Origin of the sequence: Cobetia amphilecti (genome assembly GCF_020217465.1) — a bacterium.
In the GTDB taxonomy this organism is placed as follows: domain Bacteria; phylum Pseudomonadota; class Gammaproteobacteria; order Pseudomonadales; family Halomonadaceae; genus Cobetia; species Cobetia amphilecti.
Map to the genome: position 1 here is coordinate 1,828,999 of NZ_CP084115.1, position 16,876 is coordinate 1,845,874.

General features: G+C 64.0%; 14 protein-coding genes. 9 read left to right on the forward strand and 5 right to left on the reverse strand.

All coding sequences use genetic code 11. The annotated features are described in order from the left end of the window. Positions 1–4 precede the first annotated feature (4 nt). Positions 5–883: a helix-turn-helix domain-containing protein gene (locus tag LCW13_RS07870; protein ID WP_225347976.1), complete on the reverse strand. Its 879-nt coding sequence runs from the start codon at positions 881–883 to the stop codon at positions 5–7. Between the two features lie 156 nt (positions 884–1,039). On the opposite strand from LCW13_RS07870, the gene LCW13_RS07875 reads away from it, so the two are divergent. Both LCW13_RS07875 and LCW13_RS07880 read left to right on the forward strand, forming a co-directional pair. Continuing rightward, the gene (locus LCW13_RS07875; protein WP_225347977.1) at positions 1,040–2,296 is read left to right on the forward strand and encodes an MFS transporter; all 1,257 of its coding nucleotides are present in this window, start codon (positions 1,040–1,042) and stop codon (positions 2,294–2,296) included. A gap of 191 nt (positions 2,297–2,487) precedes the next feature. Beyond that, on the forward strand, positions 2,488–4,398 hold the full coding sequence (locus LCW13_RS07880) for a bifunctional 2',3'-cyclic-nucleotide 2'-phosphodiesterase/3'-nucleotidase (protein WP_225347978.1): 1,911 nt from the start codon (positions 2,488–2,490) through the stop codon (positions 4,396–4,398). 164 nt (positions 4,399–4,562) lie between these two features. Here LCW13_RS07880 and LCW13_RS07885 read toward each other — a convergent pair whose 3' ends face one another. Continuing rightward, positions 4,563–4,868 (reverse strand): hypothetical protein, encoded by a 306-nt coding sequence (locus LCW13_RS07885; protein ID WP_084208808.1) that lies wholly within the window; start codon positions 4,866–4,868, stop codon positions 4,563–4,565. Positions 4,869–5,045: 177 nt separating this feature from the next. Here LCW13_RS07885 and LCW13_RS07890 point away from each other — a divergent pair, with 177 nt between their 5' ends. Further along, positions 5,046–5,888 carry an alpha/beta fold hydrolase gene (locus LCW13_RS07890; RefSeq protein WP_225347979.1) on the forward strand — a complete coding sequence of 281 codons (843 nt, stop codon included), beginning with the start codon at positions 5,046–5,048 and terminating at the stop codon, positions 5,886–5,888. A gap of 128 nt (positions 5,889–6,016) precedes the next feature. Here the strand turns inward: LCW13_RS07890 and LCW13_RS07895 are convergent, their stop codons facing one another. Continuing rightward, complete coding sequence (locus tag LCW13_RS07895) at positions 6,017–6,715, reverse strand: GNAT family N-acetyltransferase (RefSeq protein WP_192838167.1); 699 nt, start codon at positions 6,713–6,715, stop codon at positions 6,017–6,019. A 362-nt stretch (positions 6,716–7,077) separates the two neighbouring features. Here LCW13_RS07895 and LCW13_RS07900 point away from each other — a divergent pair, with 362 nt between their 5' ends. The 4 genes from LCW13_RS07900 to LCW13_RS07915 are packed head-to-tail and all read left to right on the forward strand — an operon-like array spanning position 7,078 to position 12,051. Further along, positions 7,078–8,700, forward strand: a complete 1,623-nt coding sequence (locus tag LCW13_RS07900; RefSeq protein WP_225347980.1) for an ABC transporter substrate-binding protein — start codon at positions 7,078–7,080, stop codon at positions 8,698–8,700. Then, entirely contained in the window at positions 8,697–9,623 is a 927-nt protein-coding gene (locus LCW13_RS07905; protein WP_054556011.1) for an ABC transporter permease, read from the forward strand. Before LCW13_RS07900 ends, LCW13_RS07905 begins: the two co-directional genes overlap by 4 nt. Next, a complete protein-coding gene (locus LCW13_RS07910) occupies positions 9,620–10,537 on the forward strand; it encodes an ABC transporter permease (RefSeq protein ID WP_197738734.1) in 918 nt (305 codons plus the stop codon). Before LCW13_RS07905 ends, LCW13_RS07910 begins: the two co-directional genes overlap by 4 nt. After that, complete coding sequence (locus LCW13_RS07915; RefSeq protein WP_225347981.1) at positions 10,534–12,051, forward strand: ABC transporter ATP-binding protein; 1,518 nt, start codon at positions 10,534–10,536, stop codon at positions 12,049–12,051. Before LCW13_RS07910 ends, LCW13_RS07915 begins: the two co-directional genes overlap by 4 nt. A gap of 216 nt (positions 12,052–12,267) precedes the next feature. Here LCW13_RS07915 and LCW13_RS07920 read toward each other — a convergent pair whose 3' ends face one another. Both LCW13_RS07920 and rhtA read right to left on the reverse strand, forming a co-directional pair. Further along, positions 12,268–12,807 carry a TspO/MBR family protein gene (locus LCW13_RS07920; RefSeq protein ID WP_225347982.1) on the reverse strand — a complete coding sequence of 180 codons (540 nt, stop codon included), beginning with the start codon at positions 12,805–12,807 and terminating at the stop codon, positions 12,268–12,270. A gap of 143 nt (positions 12,808–12,950) precedes the next feature. Further along, positions 12,951–13,844 carry a threonine/homoserine exporter RhtA gene (rhtA, locus tag LCW13_RS07925; protein ID WP_225347983.1) on the reverse strand — a complete coding sequence of 298 codons (894 nt, stop codon included), beginning with the start codon at positions 13,842–13,844 and terminating at the stop codon, positions 12,951–12,953. 147 nt (positions 13,845–13,991) lie between these two features. Here rhtA and LCW13_RS07930 point away from each other — a divergent pair, with 147 nt between their 5' ends. Together LCW13_RS07930 and LCW13_RS07935 are read left to right on the forward strand one after the other, a co-directional pair. After that, positions 13,992–14,564: a helix-turn-helix domain-containing protein gene (locus tag LCW13_RS07930; RefSeq protein WP_215824525.1), complete on the forward strand. Its 573-nt coding sequence runs from the start codon at positions 13,992–13,994 to the stop codon at positions 14,562–14,564. 635 nt (positions 14,565–15,199) lie between these two features. Continuing rightward, positions 15,200–16,657: a Na+/H+ antiporter NhaC family protein gene (locus LCW13_RS07935; RefSeq protein ID WP_225347984.1), complete on the forward strand. Its 1,458-nt coding sequence runs from the start codon at positions 15,200–15,202 to the stop codon at positions 16,655–16,657. The last annotated feature ends 219 nt before the right edge of the window (positions 16,658–16,876 follow it).

The window sequence follows — 16,876 nt, forward strand, 5'->3', positions numbered from 1 at the left end:
GCCGTCACGCGCCGCCCATGCCACTGCCCGAGCGGCGTTGCTCGCGTTCCTGCAGGTAGCGGGCGGGCGTGGTGCCGAGCAGCTTCTTGAACATGCTGATGAAGGCGTTGACGGACTGATAGCCGACGTCTTCCGAGACGCGCTGCACGCTCATGCCTTCGGCCAGCAGGCGAATCGCCACCACCAGGTGCAGTTGCTGACGCCAGCGGCTGAAGCTCAGGCCGGTGTCACGCTGGATAAGCCGGGCGAGGGTGCGTTCGCTCATCGCCAGTTCGCCTGCCCACTCGGCCAGGGTGCGTCGGTCGTCCGGGGTCTTGATCAGGGCATCGCTGATGCGGGTCAGCCGCGGGTCTTCGGGCAAGGGCAGGTGCAGACGTTCGCTGGGCATGCAGGCCAGCTCTTCCAGCAGCACACCGACCAGCCGCGCGGTCGGCCCCTGTTCAGGATACGGCTGGGGCAGCTCCGCCAGGCGCAACACCAGCTCACGCAGCAGGGGCGAGATCGACAGCGTGCAGCTGTGGCTTGGCATCTCGAGCGCACCGGGCTCGATGAACAGGTGGCAGACGCGGCCGCCACGGGTCAGGTGGTTGCTGTGGGGCAGGTTGCCGGGAATCCAGACCCCGCTGTGCGGCGGCACCATCCACAGACCTTCCGGTACGCGACTGGTCACCACGCCATGCAGGGCGATCACCAGCTGTCCCTTGCGATGCTGGTGGATCGGCACCTCCATCACCTGCTGGCCGGTCTCGACATGCAGTGCGCTGGCCGGAATCTCGTAGATGTCCGGGTCGTGCTCGCAGACGCTGCTGGAGAAGGGCACCTGATCGGGGCCACGGGTGCTGACCCCGGGCGATGACGGTAGGGCGGGTGTGGTCACTGACATGGCGGCTCGCAGATTGTCTGATTTCAGTGATCTGATGTCATGATGGCTCAATTCTGCAGTGGGCGAGGGGATTAAGCTAGCCTCACTCTGTGCGCGGACTCATCTCTTGGGTGTCGTCCCGCCATTACCCCATTTCACGATCGCTGCGAGCGCCTCATGACTGAACTCTGCCACTCGTCTCCTGTCCGGAGACTGAGCCATCCGGCCGTATTGATCGCCGGTATCCTGTTGATCGCCATGAACCTGCGTGCGCCCTTCACCAGTATCGCGCCACTGCTGGAGCGCCTGCAGGCGGCGCTGGGCTTCAATGCCACGGCGGCTGGCCTGTTGATGATCCTGCCGCTGCTGGCCTTCGTCGTCGTCTCGCCCTGGGTGCCGCGCCTCGCCAGAGGTCTCGGGCTTGAACGCAGTCTCTTCCTCGCCTTGGTGACGATCGCCGCGGGCATCGTGCTGCGGGTGCAGGGCAGCATGCTGGCGCTCTATCTGGGTATCGGCCTGATCGGGGCGGGCATCGCCGTGGGCAATGTGCTGCTGCCCAGTCTGGTCAAACGCAGCTTTGCGCAGCATGTCGCGCTGCTGACCTCCTGCTATGTGCTGACCATGGGCATCATGGCCGCCATCGCCTCGGCGCTGATGGTGCCGTTGGCCCAGGGCAGCAGCGCTGGCTGGCAGTACGCGATGCTCATAGTGGTCGTTTTGCCATTGGTGACGATGGGGGTGTGGTGGCCGCAGTTGTCACGTCGCTCCCTGCCGGCGGCGGCGAAGGAAGCCGAGAAGGGTGCCGAGAAGGGTGCCGAGAAGGGTGCCGCGCGTCCGGTGCGTCAGGCAGCCGTGTGGCACTCGCCACTGGCCTGGCAGGTGACGCTCTTCATGGGCATCAATTCGCTGCTGTTCTATACCGTCAACAGCTGGCTGCCGAGCATACTGGCGGACAATGGCTTCTCGGCCGAGAAGGCGGGCTCGCTGCATGGCCTGCTCCAGCTGGCCTCCGCATTGCCGGGATTGATTCTGGTGCCCCTGATGCCGCGCCTGAAGGATCAACGCCTGATCGCCTTCGCGACGCCCTGCATGTCGCTGGCGGGATTCATCGGGCTATGGCTGATGCCAAAGTGGGCACTGGTGTGGGTGCTGTTGCTGGGCGCGGGCTCCGGGGCCAGCTTCATTCTCGCCTTGTCGTTCATGGGGCTGCGGGCGCGCGATGCCATGCAGTCGGCGTCGCTGTCGAGCATGGCGCAGACGCTGGGCTATCTGCTCGCGGCCATGGGGCCGCCGCTGATCGGCGCGCTCTACGATATGCAGGGCAATTGGCAGCTGGCACTGATGGTCTGCGCCGTCCTCAGTGTGCTGATGGCGGGTGTCGGCTGGCTGGCGGGCAGGGACCGCCAGTTGCCTGAGGCGTCGGCATCTGAATAATGGAGCGCTGCCCCCAAGGGGCACTGGCACATCCCCCCATGACAAGGAAGTGAGAGATGGCGAATGCTTCATCGGCTAGCGAAGATCAACGGGCGTCTGACGCGCCAGGTGTTGCGCAGCACCCCGGACGTCGGCGCAAGCCGCCTTTGCGGGCAGCCATCCTTGGCCTGGCCAGTCTCGGAGGTATCTTCATGATCGCTCAGCCAGCCAATGCCGCGACGCTGTCACTGCGCGTGATCGAGACCACCGACATCCACGCCAACGTGATGGATTACGACTATTACAAGGACCGTCCCAGCGTGCGCATCGGTCTGGTCCGCGCGGCGAGTCTGATCAAGCAGGCGCGTGCCGAGGTGGCCAACAGCGTGCTGCTGGACAATGGCGACCTCATCCAGGGCAGCCCGATGGGCGATTACATGGCGGCGGAGGGGCTCGAGGAGGGCGATGTCTTCCCGGCCTACAAGGTCATGAATCAATTGGATTACGATGTCGGCAATATCGGCAATCATGAATTCAATTACGGGCTCGAGTATCTCGAACGGGCGCTGTCCGGCGCGCAGTTCCCCTATGTGAACGCCAACCTGCTGGACGCCACGACAGGCGAGCCGTACTTCACGCCCTACCAGATCACCCCCCATGCCTTCACCGACAGTGAGGGCAACGCTCAGACATTGAAGATCGGCTATATCGGCTTCGCGCCGCCGCAGGTGATGACCTGGGACCGCAAGCACCTCCAGGGCCGCCTGACGGCCGAGGACATCACCGAGAGCGCCAGGCGCTGGGTACCCGAGATGCGCCGGGCGGGCGCGGATGTGGTGATCGCCATCCCGCACTCCGGCATCTCGACCGACCCTTATCGGGTGATGGCCGAGAATTCGGTGTATTACCTCTCGCAGGTCGAGGGCATCGATGGCATTGCCTTCGGGCATGCCCATGCCGTCTTCCCCAGCGAGGAATTCGCCGAGGTACCGGGGGCCGATATCGCCAGGGGCACCCTGAATGGCGTGCCGGCGATGATGCCGGGGCATTGGGGCAGCCATGTGGGCGTGATGGATCTCGAACTGAGCAATGCCTCGGGCCAGTGGCGGGTCGTGAGCGGTCAGACAGAAGCCCGCCCGATTCAGGTGGGCGGCGAGGCACAGGTGGCGGAAGATGCCGAACTGGCGGCGCTGATCGATCATGAGCACGACGCCACGCGCGAGTACGTCAATCGCAGCATCGGCCGCGCCAGTGCGGCGATGAAGAGCTATCTGGCGCTGGTGCAGGACGACCCGACGATCCAGGTCGTCAATCGCGCCCAGGCCGATTACGTCAAACGCTTCGTCGAAGGCGACCCGGACCTGGAAGGCTTGCCGATTCTCTCGGCGGCTGCGCCGTTCAAGGTCGGCGGCCGTCACAATGACCCGACCCAGTTCACCGAGATGGAGGCGGGCGAGCTGAGCTTCCGCAATGCCGCCGATCTCTATCTCTATCCGAATACGCTGGTGGCGCTCAAGGTCACCGGCAGGGAAGTGCGGGAATGGCTCGAGTGCAGCGCCGGCCAGTTCCATCGCATTGATCCGGGTCTCGCCACGCCCCAGCCCTTGATCAACTGGGAAGGTTTCCGCAGCTACAACTTCGACGTGATCGATGGCGTCGACTATCAGGTGGATGTCACGCAGCCGGCGCGTTACGACGGCAATTGCACGCTGATCGACGCCGATGCCCACCGTATCCAGGGCCTCACCTACCAGGGCGAGCCGGTCAAGGACGACGATGTCTTCCTGCTTGCGACCAACAACTATCGCGCCTACGGCGAGGACTTCCCCGGCACCGGAGAGTCACATGTCGCCTTCGCGTCACCGGATGAAAATCGCAGCATTCTGGCCCAGTACATCTCGCGCCAGACACAGCAGCAGGGCGCGGTGGACCCCGGGGCGGATCACAACTGGCGGCTCGCCGCGATCGACACCGATACCCCGCTGGACATTCGCTTCACCACCGCCCCCGGCGCGGATGCGCAGCAGTTCATTGATGCCCAGGCGGTCTACCCGATGACGTTGGTGGATCAGGACGAGATGGGCTTTGCCCGTTATCGCGTCGGGCTGGACCGGATGGAATAGCCAAGGCAGCACATTGTCGAGCACGTCGTTCCTGGCCTGGATTCAGGTGGGAAAAAACGCCAGTCAGCGATTGCTGACTGGCGTTTTTTGTCGCCAGGCGCTACCCGCTATCTGGCTCATTATCCGCTTTTGGGTCAGGTTCTTTTGCGCAGTCCCATTGCGGGTCAGCGCCAGGGCGCGTGCAAGGCGATGCTCAGCAGTACGCGTTTGCCGCGCTCGATGCGGCTGACGCTGTGTTCGTGAAGGTCGGGGCGAAACAGCACCACGCGGTCCGCAAGGCGAAAGAGGCTGCCATCGGTCTCGAAGACACCGCCCTGGCGGGGCTTCTTGAGCACGATATTGAGCTTGTAGTAGCTGCCGCTGCCCATCGGGTCGTTGTGGCGCATCACGCTGTGGCCTTCCGGGTAGGTCACCAGGTTGATGGTCAGGCGGCGAAGATCGAGCAGACTGCGGTTGATGACACGGGCCATGGGCGTTTCCCTTGAATTTGATGGGGCCATTAAAGCGTATTTTGAGCAATCAATCAAAATCGTGCTTGAGTGATCGCTCAGGAATCCGTAAAGTGGTCCCACGTTCACGGCAACACCGCGATATAGCACTGTTTCGCCAGGCCGTGATTGAGTATTCATCAAGCGAAGAGGTCAGCAATGAGCCACGACAACGTGACAATGGAAGCCCTGGAAACCCGTTATGCGATGATCGAAGGTCACCGCATTGCCTACAAGGAAATGGGTGAAGGTCAGCCGCTGTTGTTGATTCACGGCATTCCGACCAACAAGCTGATGTGGCGTGATGTGATGCCGGAATTGGCCAGGCATTATCGTGTCATCGCCCCGGACATGCTCAACTATGGCGAGTCGGACATGCCGGTGGATGCTGACGTTTCCATCAATGCCCAGACACGCATCTTCATCAAGCTGATGGATTCACTGGGTGTGGCGAGCGCGGATGTCGTCTCGCATGATATCGGCGGGGGTATCGGTCAGCTGATGGCCGTCAATCATCCCGAGCGTGTTCGCCGTCAGGTACTGATCGACAGCGTATGCTTCGATTCCTGGCCGATTCCGGAGTTCAAGCAGCTGCTGGAGCCGGGCGTCGAGGAAGCGACCAGCGTCGAGGAATTCATCAGCACCATGCGCGGCTTCATGCCCAGTGGTGTGCATGATCCGGCCGTCGCGACCGAAGAAATGGTCGAGCGCTATGTGTCCCAGTGGAACAGCGAGCAAGGCAAGGCGGCTTTCTTCCGCAACATGCGTCGTCTCAACAAGGAATACACCCAGGCCATCGCCGGTGAGCTCAAGAATATCGAGATCAAGACTCTGGTGCTGTGGGGCGACAAGGACAACTTCCAGAAGCCGGATTACGCCCCGATGCTGACAGACGCCATTCCGGGTGCCGAGCTGATCTGGGTGAAGGATGCCGGTCACTGGGTGACGGATGAAAAGCCGCAGGATACCGTGCGCTATATCCTGGACTTCCTCGCCCGCTGAGGAGGAGCCCATCAGCCATCAGCGCAGTAAAATCTCACCCCATGATGGTGAATGAGCCCTGAACGACAATGCCCGGTCATAGGACCGGGCATTGTCGTATCTGGCGGAAATCGCGCACGGGAAATCGCCTAATGATGCGCGATATTCCGCGCGGCCGGAGGGGACTGTCGCTTGCGCTTGGCGGTGATCGTCAAGGCGTCTTCCTCGGTAAGGTCGTCGATGATCGTGTCGAGAGAGGCATTGCCCGACAGGGGCAGGGGCGCGTGATCACCCCGCGGGGCGAGCGTCGGCGCTGTCTGGAAGGCGAGGGGTCTTTCCAGTGCCATGATGCTGCCACTGCGCGTCGGGGTGCACTGCTCATTGACCAGGGTGAAGCCGTGGCGCTGGTAGAGCGCCAATGCCGGGCTGTCGGAGAAGACTCTCAGGCGCAGCGCGCGCGGACAGGGCTGAGCGCCCGGGGAGAGCTCGGAGGCTCGGTCTTTCATCAGCGACTGGCCGTACTCCTGCTGCGTTGCCAGCTGGATCAACCAGTTCAGGCAGGCGGAGCCGACACCACGGCCTTGCCAATGTGGCACCAGTTGCAGGTCGCGCAGATACAGGATATCCGGCAGGGCCTTGAGGCTGATGAAGCCGACCCACTCGCCATTGATACGTATCGCGTAGTTCTCGTTGTCCCGCCAGCGCTCGCTGAACAGCTCCTCGTCCCAGCTCATGCCATGCCGTTTGTAGGTCGCGAGCATGTTGCCGCAGCACAGTCGCCGAGCCGCGGCGCTCAGATAGCTGCTGCAAGCCGAATCGCTGATAGGGGTAATGCTGAGATCATCCATGATCCTGTCGCTTATTGTTGAGGGTAGGGGCACAGATGCGCGGACTGATGACCATTCGTCCAGAATAGCGGACCAGTCGGTTAGCGCATACTAATGTAGTTTGCCATCTATCATCGGATGTTGGGTTGCCGCTGACAAGTGAATGCCTGTCCAGTACTTGTCCCGCATCTCTCAAGTGTCTCTCAAGCACCTCTCAAGCACCTCACAAGTGCCTCTCAAGTGCCTGTCCAGCGTTGCCCAGTCGTAGAAGGTGAGTCGAGAGTTGCCAAAATGTAATAGTTACACTATAACATTGCGTTTTTTGTTCGTCGGCGCCGGTTGCGCGTCGGCATCCATGCTCTTGCTCGGGACTCGCGATATCGATGGTCAAATTGCTCTCAAGGCTTCGGTGGCAATACCGAACCTTCCTTCACGATCGCAGGCAGCTGGCCGTCGCCAGCGTCGCGCTGAGCCTGGCCGTGGTGCAGCCCAGCCATGCGCAAGATGCCTCAGCGGCGCAAGCGTCGGCGGCTGACACACGGCGTCTGGAGATCGTGGGGCCCTTCGACATCAAGGGGGCGGACCCGCTGCTCAGCGGCATTCTTTTCCAGCGCATGCAGATCGTCGAGACACTGGTCGAGGTGGATGCCACGGGAGAGCTGCAGCCGGGATTGGCGAGCGATTGGGAGGTCTCGGATGACGGCCTGGAGTGGCGCTTCACGCTCCGCTCCGGCGTGCAATTCCATGATGGCAGCCAGCTGGATGCCGAGGTGGCGCGTCAGGTGCTCGAGATCGCACGTGCCAAGCCGGGTCTGTTGAAGTCGGTGCCGGTCGAGCGGATCGTCGCCGAAGATGCCCAGACGCTGGTGATTGCCCTCAGCGAGCCCTTCGCCGCATTGCCCGCCTATCTGGCCGATTATCGCCAGCAGATACTCGCGCCGGCAGCCTTCGATGAGACGGGCACCGCCCAGCAGGTCATCGGCACTGGCCCCTATCGCATGCTGCGCATGACGCCGCCCTTGAGCCTGGAAGTCACCGCCTTCGAGGACTACTGGGGCCCGCAGCCCGAGGTGCGCCAGGCGCGCTATCAGGCGGTGAGCCGCGCCGAGGGCAGGGCATTGATCGCCGAGAGCGGAGATGCCGACTTCACCTACGGGCTGGACCCCGCCAGTCGCCAGCGTCTCTCCCAGTCACCGCGTGTGACTCTAGCGGCGGCCGCGACGCCGCGCACGATGCTGTTGAAGGTCAACGCCAATCATCCGGCCTTCCAGGACCCCGCTGTACGGCGTGCATTGAGTCTGGCGATCGATCGCACCGCCATCGCTCAGGTCGTGCTGCGCTATCCGCGTGGCGCCAGCCAGCTGTTCCCGCCGATGGTGGAAGGCTGGCATGACCCCGCACTGCCCGAGCTGCATCAGGATGTCGCCAAGGCGCGTGCATTGCTGGACGCCGCAGGTTGGAAGGTCGCGGAGGATGGCATCCGCCACAAGGATGGCCAGCGTCTCGCGATCAGCCTGATCACCTTCTCGGACCGCCCGGAGCTGCCGCTGGTCGCCACGGTGCTGGAGCGCCAGTTCCACGCCATCGGCATCCAGACGCGTCTGGATATCACCAACTTCTCGGCGATTCCGGCCGGCCACCACGACGGCAGTCTCGACATGGCGCTGTTCGCGCGCAATCTGGCCATGGTGCCGGACCCCATCGGCAACGTGCTGAGCGATTACGCGGGAACCCCCGAGGCCTCCGGTGGCGACTGGGGCGCGATGGGCTGGTTCGATGCGGACTTCACCGCCGAGCTTGAGCGCATGGCGCGCGAGGGCTACGGGCCCACGCCCGCAAGGCAGGACCCGCGCGCTCAGGCCAGCGGCGTGATCCAGCGGGCGCTGCCCGTGATCCCCATCGCCTGGTACTACCAGAACCTGGCGATCTCCAATCGACTGCAAAGCGCTCAGGTAGATCCCTGGGAGCGTAGTTTCGGCCTTTCAGAATTGCGGTGGGCACAATGAATCTCCCTTCACGTCTGTTGCAGCTATTGATGGTGGTGCTGATGGTTGGCGGCGCCAGCTATCTGATGATGCAGAGTCTGCCCGGCGATGCCGCCTGGCGCATCGCGGCCGGCCGCTATGGCTATGATGCGCTGGATGCGGCCGCTGCGGCCTCGGTACGCGCCGAACTGGGCCTCGAGGCACAGGGCGGCTTGCACTTCCTTTACTGGCTGGGCGATATCCTGCGCCTGGAGCTTGGCACCTCGCTGATTTCCGGTGAATCGGTGTGGGTGGAGATTCGTCATCAGCTGGGCAACTCCCTGTCGCTCGCCGGCGCGGCGCTGGGCATCTCGCTGCTGATCGGCCCGCCGCTGGGGCTGCTGGCCGGTCTGCGTGCCGGTGGCTGGCTGGACCGTAGCCTGCTGGCCGTCTGCAGTCTGCTGCGTGCCACGCCGCAGTTCCTGCTGGCGCTGGTGCTGATCCTGCTGATCTCGGTGGAGATGGGCCTGCTGCCGGCCGCCGGTCACGGTGAGCCGCAGCACTTCATTCTGCCGGCGATGACGCTGGCGCTCGGGCTGGCAGCGGTATCGGCACGCCTGGCACGTGATGCCATGGCCGCCGTCACCCAGACGGCCTTTCATGATTTCGCGCGCTGGAAGGGCCTCAGCAACGCCCAGACCTTCTGGCGTCACGGCCTGCGCCATGTGGCCTTGCCGCTGGTGACCTATCTGGGACTGCAGTTCGTGACCCTGGTGGAAGGGGTGGTGGTGATCGAGAGCATCTTCGGCTGGCCGGGCATCGGCCATGCGCTGGTGCACGCCATCTTCTCGCGCGATGTGCCGATGGTGCAGGGCACCGCCCTGGTGCTGGGCGTCGGCTTTGTCTTGATCAATCTGCTGGTCGATCTGCTGGGTCGCCAACTGGACCCACGGGGTGTGAAATGAATCAGGTGGTGGAAGGGCTTGCGCCGCAGCGCGTGGAAGCCGTGCGTCGTCCCCGTCTTGACTGGCCGTTGCGCCGGGTGATCGGGGCCGCGATGGTCGCCAGTCTGGTGCTGTTGGCCTTGCTGGGCAATCTGGTGATACCGGGAGACCCGCTGGAGCAGCATCTCTATCGTGCGCTGCAGGGCGCGGATGCCGTCGGTGTCTCTGACGCCGGCGAGGTGATCACCAGCGCCCCGCTGGGCTATGACCACCTTGGGCGCTCCCTGTATCACCGCCTGGTGGCGGCGCTTGGGCTGTCGCTTTCCATTGCCGCGGGGGCGGTGATTCTGGCCGCGTTTTCGGGTATCTCGCTGGGCCTGCTGGCCGCGGGACGCGGTGGCTGGGCCGAGCGCCTGTTGAGCCTGGTGGCAGACAGCCTGCTGGCATTGCCGGGGCTGCTGCTGGTGCTGATGGTCAGCGTCATTCTGCCGTCGACGCCGCTGGCATTGTGGTTGGGTCTGTCGCTGGTGTTGTGGGTGGAATTCTTCCGCCTGGCTCGCGCTACCGGTCGCAGCGTGCTGGCGAGTCCCGGCGTCGAGGCCAGCCGTCTGCTGGGCTTCGGGGCCTGGTACCGTTTTCGTCATCACCTGTGGCCGGAAATGGCGCCCGTGATGATGACGGCGATGGCCTTCGGCATGGCCAATGCCTTGATGGCGATTGCCGCGCTGGGCTTCGTGCACGTCGGCATTCCGGAGCCCACGCCGGAGCTGGGCACGATGATGGTCGAGCTGTTGCCATACTGGCGTGAAGCGCCGTTCGCGCTGCTGACGCCGGTGCTGGTCACCTTCCTGCTGTTGCTGGGGCTGTTGCTGATGTCCGGCAGCAAGGCCAGAACGTCAACCGCCGCTGACACCCTCGAAGGAGCGCGCCCATGAATGTCGCGACAATGACTACGCCTGCCTCTCACACGCGGCCTGGGGCAACGGCGGATGATGTGGTGCTGAGTGCCGAGGATGTGAGCGTGCGGGTCCGGGGCGCGCAGACGATGCTGCTGGAGCCTGTCTCGCTTGCGCTCAAGGCGGGAGAGCCGCTGGTGGTGATCGGTGAGACGGGGTCCGGCAAGAGTCTGCTGGCTCAGGCACTGCTGGGCACGCTGCCCTCGGAGCTTGTGGCCTCCGGCAGCCTGTGGCTTGACGGTGAGCAATATCCTCTGCATACGCCAGAGAATCGTCGCCCGCTCTGGGGTCGCCGCCTGGCGGTATTGCCCCAGGAGCCCTGGCTGGCGCTGGACCCGCTGATGAAGGTGATTCGTCAGGTCGGTGAGGCATATCGTCTGGTCGCGGGGCGTTCGGCGCAGGCCTCCCACGCGGCCGCACGCAGCGATCTGGAGCAGCTGGGTGTCGCCGCGGCCAGCGAGCAGTTGCCGGGCAAGCTGTCCGGTGGCATGGCGCAACGTGTGGCCTTTGCCGCTGCCCGTGCCGGCGGCGCGCCGCTGTTGATCGCCGACGAGCCGACCAAGGGGCTGGACGCCGCCCGCGTCAGCGAGATCGGCGAGCTGCTGCTCAAGTCACTGGCCGAGACACCGCGTGCCGGCTTGATGGTCATCACCCATGACATGGCGCTGGCACACCAGATCGGTGGCCGCCTGATGGTGGTACGCAGGGGGCAGGTGATCGAGCAGGGCGCGACGCGTGACGTGCTGGCCGCGCCGACACATGCCTATACCCGACGGCTGGTGAATGCCGCGCCGCAGGCCTGGCCGGAGGCCGCCTTCAAGCCGGCAGCCGACAGTGCGAGCGGTGATGGCAAGGCGGCAGGCGAGACCATCATCCGCGCCGAGAATCTGACCATCGCGCGCGGGGACACCACATTGCTGCGTGACGTGGAACTCAGTGTGAAGAGCGGTGAGATCATCGGCGTCCAGGGCGCTTCAGGCTGTGGCAAGTCATCGCTGGGCGATGCGCTGCTCGGCCTGTTGCCACCGCATTCAGGACGCGTGGTCCAGCATGCCGAACGCCTGGAGTATCAGAAGCTCTATCAGGACCCCGTGGCGACCTTCCCGCCACGCCGGACACTGGGGCGCCTGTTGAAGGATCTCAGCGCACGCCATCGTCTCGACGACAGCCAGCTGCCGCAGCTGATGGAGCAACTGAGCCTGGCGCCGGAATTGCTCTCGCGACTGCCTGGACAGGTCTCGGGTGGCGAGCTGCAGCGTTTCGCGCTGTTGCGTCTGATGCTGATCAAGCCGCGCTTCGTGTTCGCCGATGAGCCGACCTCACGTCTTGATCCGCTGGTTCAGCAGGAGGTGATCGCCTGCATGGTGAAGATGGTGCGCGAGCAGGGCACGGCGCTGGTGCTGGTCAGTCATGATGCGGCACTGCTGCGCAAGGTCGCGGATCGCGTGCTGGTAGTAGAGGAAGGTCGCTTGAAGGCGTGTCAGGAAATCTGATCGCTCACCAGGCCCGCACGGCGGCGCCAGAGGACCGCAAGGCATCATCGCACCAGCAAGAATTGCACCAGAAAGACGACGCTTGATACGACAACGCCCGGCCGAGACTCATGCGAGTGTCGGCCGGGCGTTGTCGTTTGGTGTCCGCGAGGGATGTTCTGGCGTCGGGGCCCGAGTGCTGGCCGCTCATCGGTCGTCAGGTCGATCGCTGATGGTTCAGCCGCCCAGCAGGGCCGGATTGGCTTGCCAGACGGACCAGGTCAGCGCACTGGCCAGCGTTACCCACGCCAGATAGGGCAGCATCAACAGCCCGGCCAGGCGACTGATACGCCAGAAGGCGATCAGGGTGACGGCGATCAGCGTCCACAGCACCAGCACGTCGATGAACGCCGCCTGACCGAGATGCCAGGCGAAGAACAGCCAGCTCCACAGGCCGTTGACGACCAGCTGCACCACGAACAGCCCGAGCGCCAGACGATGGCGCCAATAGAAGCCATTGCTGGCATGCAAGCCATCGCGCGCGACACGCCAGGCGGCGAGCGCCATCATCACGAACAGCGCCGTCCACACCGGCCCGAAGGCACCCGCCGGCGGGGCCCAGGCCGGTTGGGTGAGGCTTGCATAGAAGGTCTTGGCGTCAACCGAGGCCAGCGCGCCGATGGCGGCAGTGAGGAAGCTCAGCCCGAACCACACCACCATCTGGGCGGTGGAGCGCGCAGCGGAGGGTGGGGAAGACGCGGAACGTGGCGATGTCATCTGGCGGTCTCCTGTCTCGAAAAGCGTGATAGAGGAAGACACGATATCCCACGCTGCGTCTTGATTCACCGTCCCGTTCTTCCTGACAAGGGGCACCTGAACGGTATGTCTGCACGGCTCAACTGCGGGCGGCAGCGCCATCCTCAATCCGGCACCGGCCCATCGAAGACTTCCTTGCTGCGACCGGTCAGCGTCGTGCCCACCGAGGCGGCGATGACCAGACCGATGGCGAGCCACTGGAAGATGCCCAGCGTCTGACCGAGGAACAACAGGCCGGAGAGTGCCCCGATGGCGGGTTCCAGACTCATCAGGGTGCCGAAGGTGTGGGTCGGCAGGCGCGGCAAGGCCACCATCTCGAGGGTGTAGGGCAGCGCGGTCGAGAGCACCGCGACGGCCAGTGCCAACGGCAGGATATCCACGGAAAACATGGCGCTGCCGGCCTCCATCAGCCCGACGGGCGCGACGACCACCGCCGCGATCGTGATGCCCAGCGCCGCGCTCTGGGTGCCATTGCCTGCGCCGGCCTTCTGGCCGAACAGGATATACAGCGCCCAGCAGAGGCCAGCGCCGAGGGCGAAGGCGGCACCGACGGGGTCGATCGGCGCGGCGGTGTCCTCACCCAGCAACAGCAGCAGGACCAGCCCGGTGATCGCCAGCGCCACCCAGCCAAGGTCGATCCAGCGGCGCGAGCTCAGCAGTGCCACGGCCAGCGGGCCGGTGAATTCCAGTGCCACGGCGATGCCCAGCGGTACCGTCTTGAGGGCCTGGTAGAACAGCAGGTTCATCACGCCCAGCGCCACGCCGTAGATGGTGATGGACTTCCAGGCCTTGCGCGTCACCGGCTTGCGCCACGGGCGCAGAATGGCCAGCAGCAGAATCGAGGCGATGATCAGACGAATCGCCGTCGCGCCCGCCGCGCCGATCATCGGGAACAGGGACGTGGCCAGCGAAGCACCGCTCTGGATCGAGCACATGGCGACCAGCAGTATGGCGACGGGCCACAGACGAGAAGAGGAGGCGGCGACGGCAACGGACATTGAAGTCTCCTTGAGCGATCCAGTGGATGACGGGCATGGTCAGTCAAGAACACATGCGGCATGATTCAGGGACATTGAGGTAGCAAGGGAAGGGAGCTTGAGGCCAGTTGGACGTCGGCTTCCCTCATCGTCAGCGGGATTGTACGGATGCGCACTATATTGCACAACAGTAAAGATCGACCCGATGTTCTGGTCCATGTCGCGGCCAATGTTCGCCGTCTGCGTCTGGCCGCCGAGCTGAGCCAGCAGGCACTCGCGGATCAGGCCGAGATCAGCCGCCGCATGCTGGTGAACATCGAGAAGGGCGACGTCAATGTCAGCCTGGGCACGCTCGACAAGCTCGCCGAGGCGCTTGGGGTGCTCTTCTACGCGCTGGTGCAGCCCCCGGAAAGCGAAGATTCGGCACGCATCAATGAGGTGGCGTGGGTCGGGCAGGCGCCCGAAAGCCGCGCCGTGCTGCTGGCCAGCAAACCGGCGACCCAGGAAGTCGAGTTATGGGACTGGACCCTCGCCCCCGGCGAGCACTATGACTCCGCGCCCGATGATGCCGGCTGGCACGAGATGCTGGTGGTCACGCAAGGCGAGCTGACCCTTACACTGGAACGTGAGGAAATCGTCATTCACGCCGGGGATTTCCATGTCTATCCCAGTGATCAGGCCTACCGCTACCACAACACGGGCACCGGGATGCTGCGCTTCATTCGCAATGTGCTGCACTGATCGCCCGGCATGGTGTGAACTGCCACTCGCCCGGGCTCCTGCGCTGACTCTTCGGTTCATGAAGATGGTGCAGAGGATTGGTGCAGAAGGTCGGTGCAGAGGAGATCGGTGCAGAAGATCAATGCGTGCCCCTTTATCGCGCACTTGCCGATCACACGCTTGCGCGCGCGGCGCTGGCGTCAGTCCTGCCTTCACCCACGATCATCCTCCCGGCGTTTCACTTGTCCGCATGCGCCCCTGCAAGCCTGTGCAGGGGCGAGTGTCGAACCGCGTTCTGCCTCAAGGCCCCAGCTCAGCGAGCTTTCGCAGCTGATACCACTCGCCAGGACGGTCTCTCTCCAAAGCTGTCTCTCACCAACACTGCCTTGCAGCAACGCTGATTGATGCGGCAGCACCCTGACAGATCACTGGCTTGTTAGCGCTTTAGTATGTGAAATACCTGATTTTCTAATGTTTGGCAGAGAGATTGCTTGGTCATGTGAAAAAGTAATCGCTTGCCACTGATTTTGGCATTGGTCGTCACGCCAGTGGCTCGCATAGCCTGTGGCTGTCTGGTGGGGGCCTGGGCCGTCATGTGCAGGCCCGCCAGGCAAGGATGACTCCAATAACAAGACTCGCGTGTGAGGGACAGGAATATGCAGCAACAGGACACGAAGGAACTGGTGTTTCGGGGTGGTGTGGTGGGTGCTCTGGTGCCGCTGATGGTGCTGGTGGCGGGGCTGATCTACCTCTCGGTATTCGAGCGTGCAGGCACCCAGCCTTTCTGGGCCTGCGCCTGGCTGGCGATGGGGGTCGGGCTCTTTCTGTGTCGTGACCGCTCGGCCTACTGCGAGAGCCTGCTGCGTGGCATGGGCAACCACACCGCGACCGCCATCATTGCCCTATGGCTGCTCGCCGGGGTCTTCGGCAAGCTGATGATGGCAGGTGGGCTCATCGATGGGCTGCAATGGATTGGTGCCTCGATGGGTGCCACCGGTGGTGTCTTCGTGGTGCTCGCCTTCGCCATCTGCATGGTGTTCTCGCTGGGTACGGGCACCAGCGTGGGCACTGTCATCGGCCTTGGCCCCGTGTTGTATCCGGCCGGCGTGATGCTGGGCGCGGACCCGACGATGCTGGCGGTGGCGCTGCTCTCGGGGGCAGCCTTCGGTGACAACCTGTCGCCAGTCTCGGATACCACCATCGTGTCGTCCTTCACCCAGGGGGCGCAGGTCGCGGATGTCATTCGCACGCGTCTGCCGCTGGCACTGTCCGCAGCTGCCATCTGCGTGGTGATCTTCCTGGTGGCCGGTGGCAGCGAGACAGCGCTGGCCGAGGTGCCTGCGCTGGCATCAGGCAATGCGCTCGGCCTGGTCATGCTGTTGCCTCTGGCCGTGGTGGTCGGCTTGGCCCTCAAGCGTCGCCATATCATCGAAGCGATGTTCTTCGGCAATCTGGTTGCCATGCTCTGCGCTCTCGCGATCGGCGCCATCAGTCTGGGCGATATCTTTGCGCTGCCGGCACAGCGCGGTGAAAGCACCGGCTTGATCGAGAATGGCATCGCCTCGGTGACCGGCGCCGTGCTGTTCGCCCTGATGGTACTGGCGCTGACACAGGTGATTCTGGATGCCGGTCTGATGCGTCGTCTGCTCGACAAGGCCAACGAGAGTCTCATCAAGACACGCACCGGTGCCGAGACCGGCATTGTCGCCGTGACAGTGGCGGCCTCCATTCCATTGTCTGCCAATGCACCAGCGCTGCTGCTGGTCGGGCCGGGACTGGTGCGCAAGCTGGCCGAGAAGTTCGGTATCGCGCCAGAGCGCAGTGCCAACCTGATGGATTGCGCCGTCTGCACGGTCTTCTTCCTGCTGCCCTGGCATATCGCGGTGGCCGTCTGGCAGCAGGTGATCGCTGCCAGTGCCGCCGAGGCGGGCGTCGCGGCGCCGAGTGCCATGGCGTCCTTCTTCACGCCTTACCCCTGGGCGATGCTGGTGGTGCTGGCCATCTCCATCACCTGGCGTGCGCGCAGCGCTCGCAAGCAGGGCACTCACGCACAGCAGGCCGCTGGAGGTGGCAATCACGAGACGGTGCTGGCGGCGCCGGCCAGGGAAGTGTGAGCCGCACACGCTAGCCTGTACGTAAGCCAGCGTCCTGACGTTTGTGGCTTGATGCATACAGCGCCCCGCGATACTCCTGACTGATGGAGTCTCGCGGGGCGCTGTGGTACCAGGCAGACGCTTTTCTGCTTCTGTCCCAGTCTCTGGGTATGCCCCTGTTATTGGCCTGCCTGAGACAGGGCGGCATGCATTGTCCCGAACTCAATCCTGCATGGCCTG

Coding starts and splice junctions, on each gene's coding strand:
- LCW13_RS07890 (WP_225347979.1), top strand. CDS start 5,046: ATGAGCCACGACAACGTGACAATGGAAGCCCTGGAAACCCGTTATGCG.
- LCW13_RS07885 (WP_084208808.1), bottom strand. CDS start 4,868: ATGGCCCGTGTCATCAACCGCAGTCTGCTCGATCTTCGCCGCCTGACC.
- LCW13_RS07870 (WP_225347976.1), bottom strand. CDS start 883: ATGTCAGTGACCACACCCGCCCTACCGTCATCGCCCGGGGTCAGCACC.
- rhtA (WP_225347983.1), bottom strand. CDS start 13,844: ATGTCCGTTGCCGTCGCCGCCTCCTCTTCTCGTCTGTGGCCCGTCGCC.
- LCW13_RS07930 (WP_215824525.1), top strand. CDS start 13,992: ATGCGCACTATATTGCACAACAGTAAAGATCGACCCGATGTTCTGGTC.
- LCW13_RS07875 (WP_225347977.1), top strand. CDS start 1,040: ATGACTGAACTCTGCCACTCGTCTCCTGTCCGGAGACTGAGCCATCCG.
- LCW13_RS07900 (WP_225347980.1), top strand. CDS start 7,078: ATGGTCAAATTGCTCTCAAGGCTTCGGTGGCAATACCGAACCTTCCTT.
- LCW13_RS07935 (WP_225347984.1), top strand. CDS start 15,200: ATGCAGCAACAGGACACGAAGGAACTGGTGTTTCGGGGTGGTGTGGTG.
- LCW13_RS07895 (WP_192838167.1), bottom strand. CDS start 6,715: ATGGATGATCTCAGCATTACCCCTATCAGCGATTCGGCTTGCAGCAGC.
- LCW13_RS07915 (WP_225347981.1), top strand. CDS start 10,534: ATGAATGTCGCGACAATGACTACGCCTGCCTCTCACACGCGGCCTGGG.
- LCW13_RS07905 (WP_054556011.1), top strand. CDS start 8,697: ATGAATCTCCCTTCACGTCTGTTGCAGCTATTGATGGTGGTGCTGATG.
- LCW13_RS07880 (WP_225347978.1), top strand. CDS start 2,488: ATGATCGCTCAGCCAGCCAATGCCGCGACGCTGTCACTGCGCGTGATC.
- LCW13_RS07920 (WP_225347982.1), bottom strand. CDS start 12,807: ATGACATCGCCACGTTCCGCGTCTTCCCCACCCTCCGCTGCGCGCTCC.
- LCW13_RS07910 (WP_197738734.1), top strand. CDS start 9,620: ATGAATCAGGTGGTGGAAGGGCTTGCGCCGCAGCGCGTGGAAGCCGTG.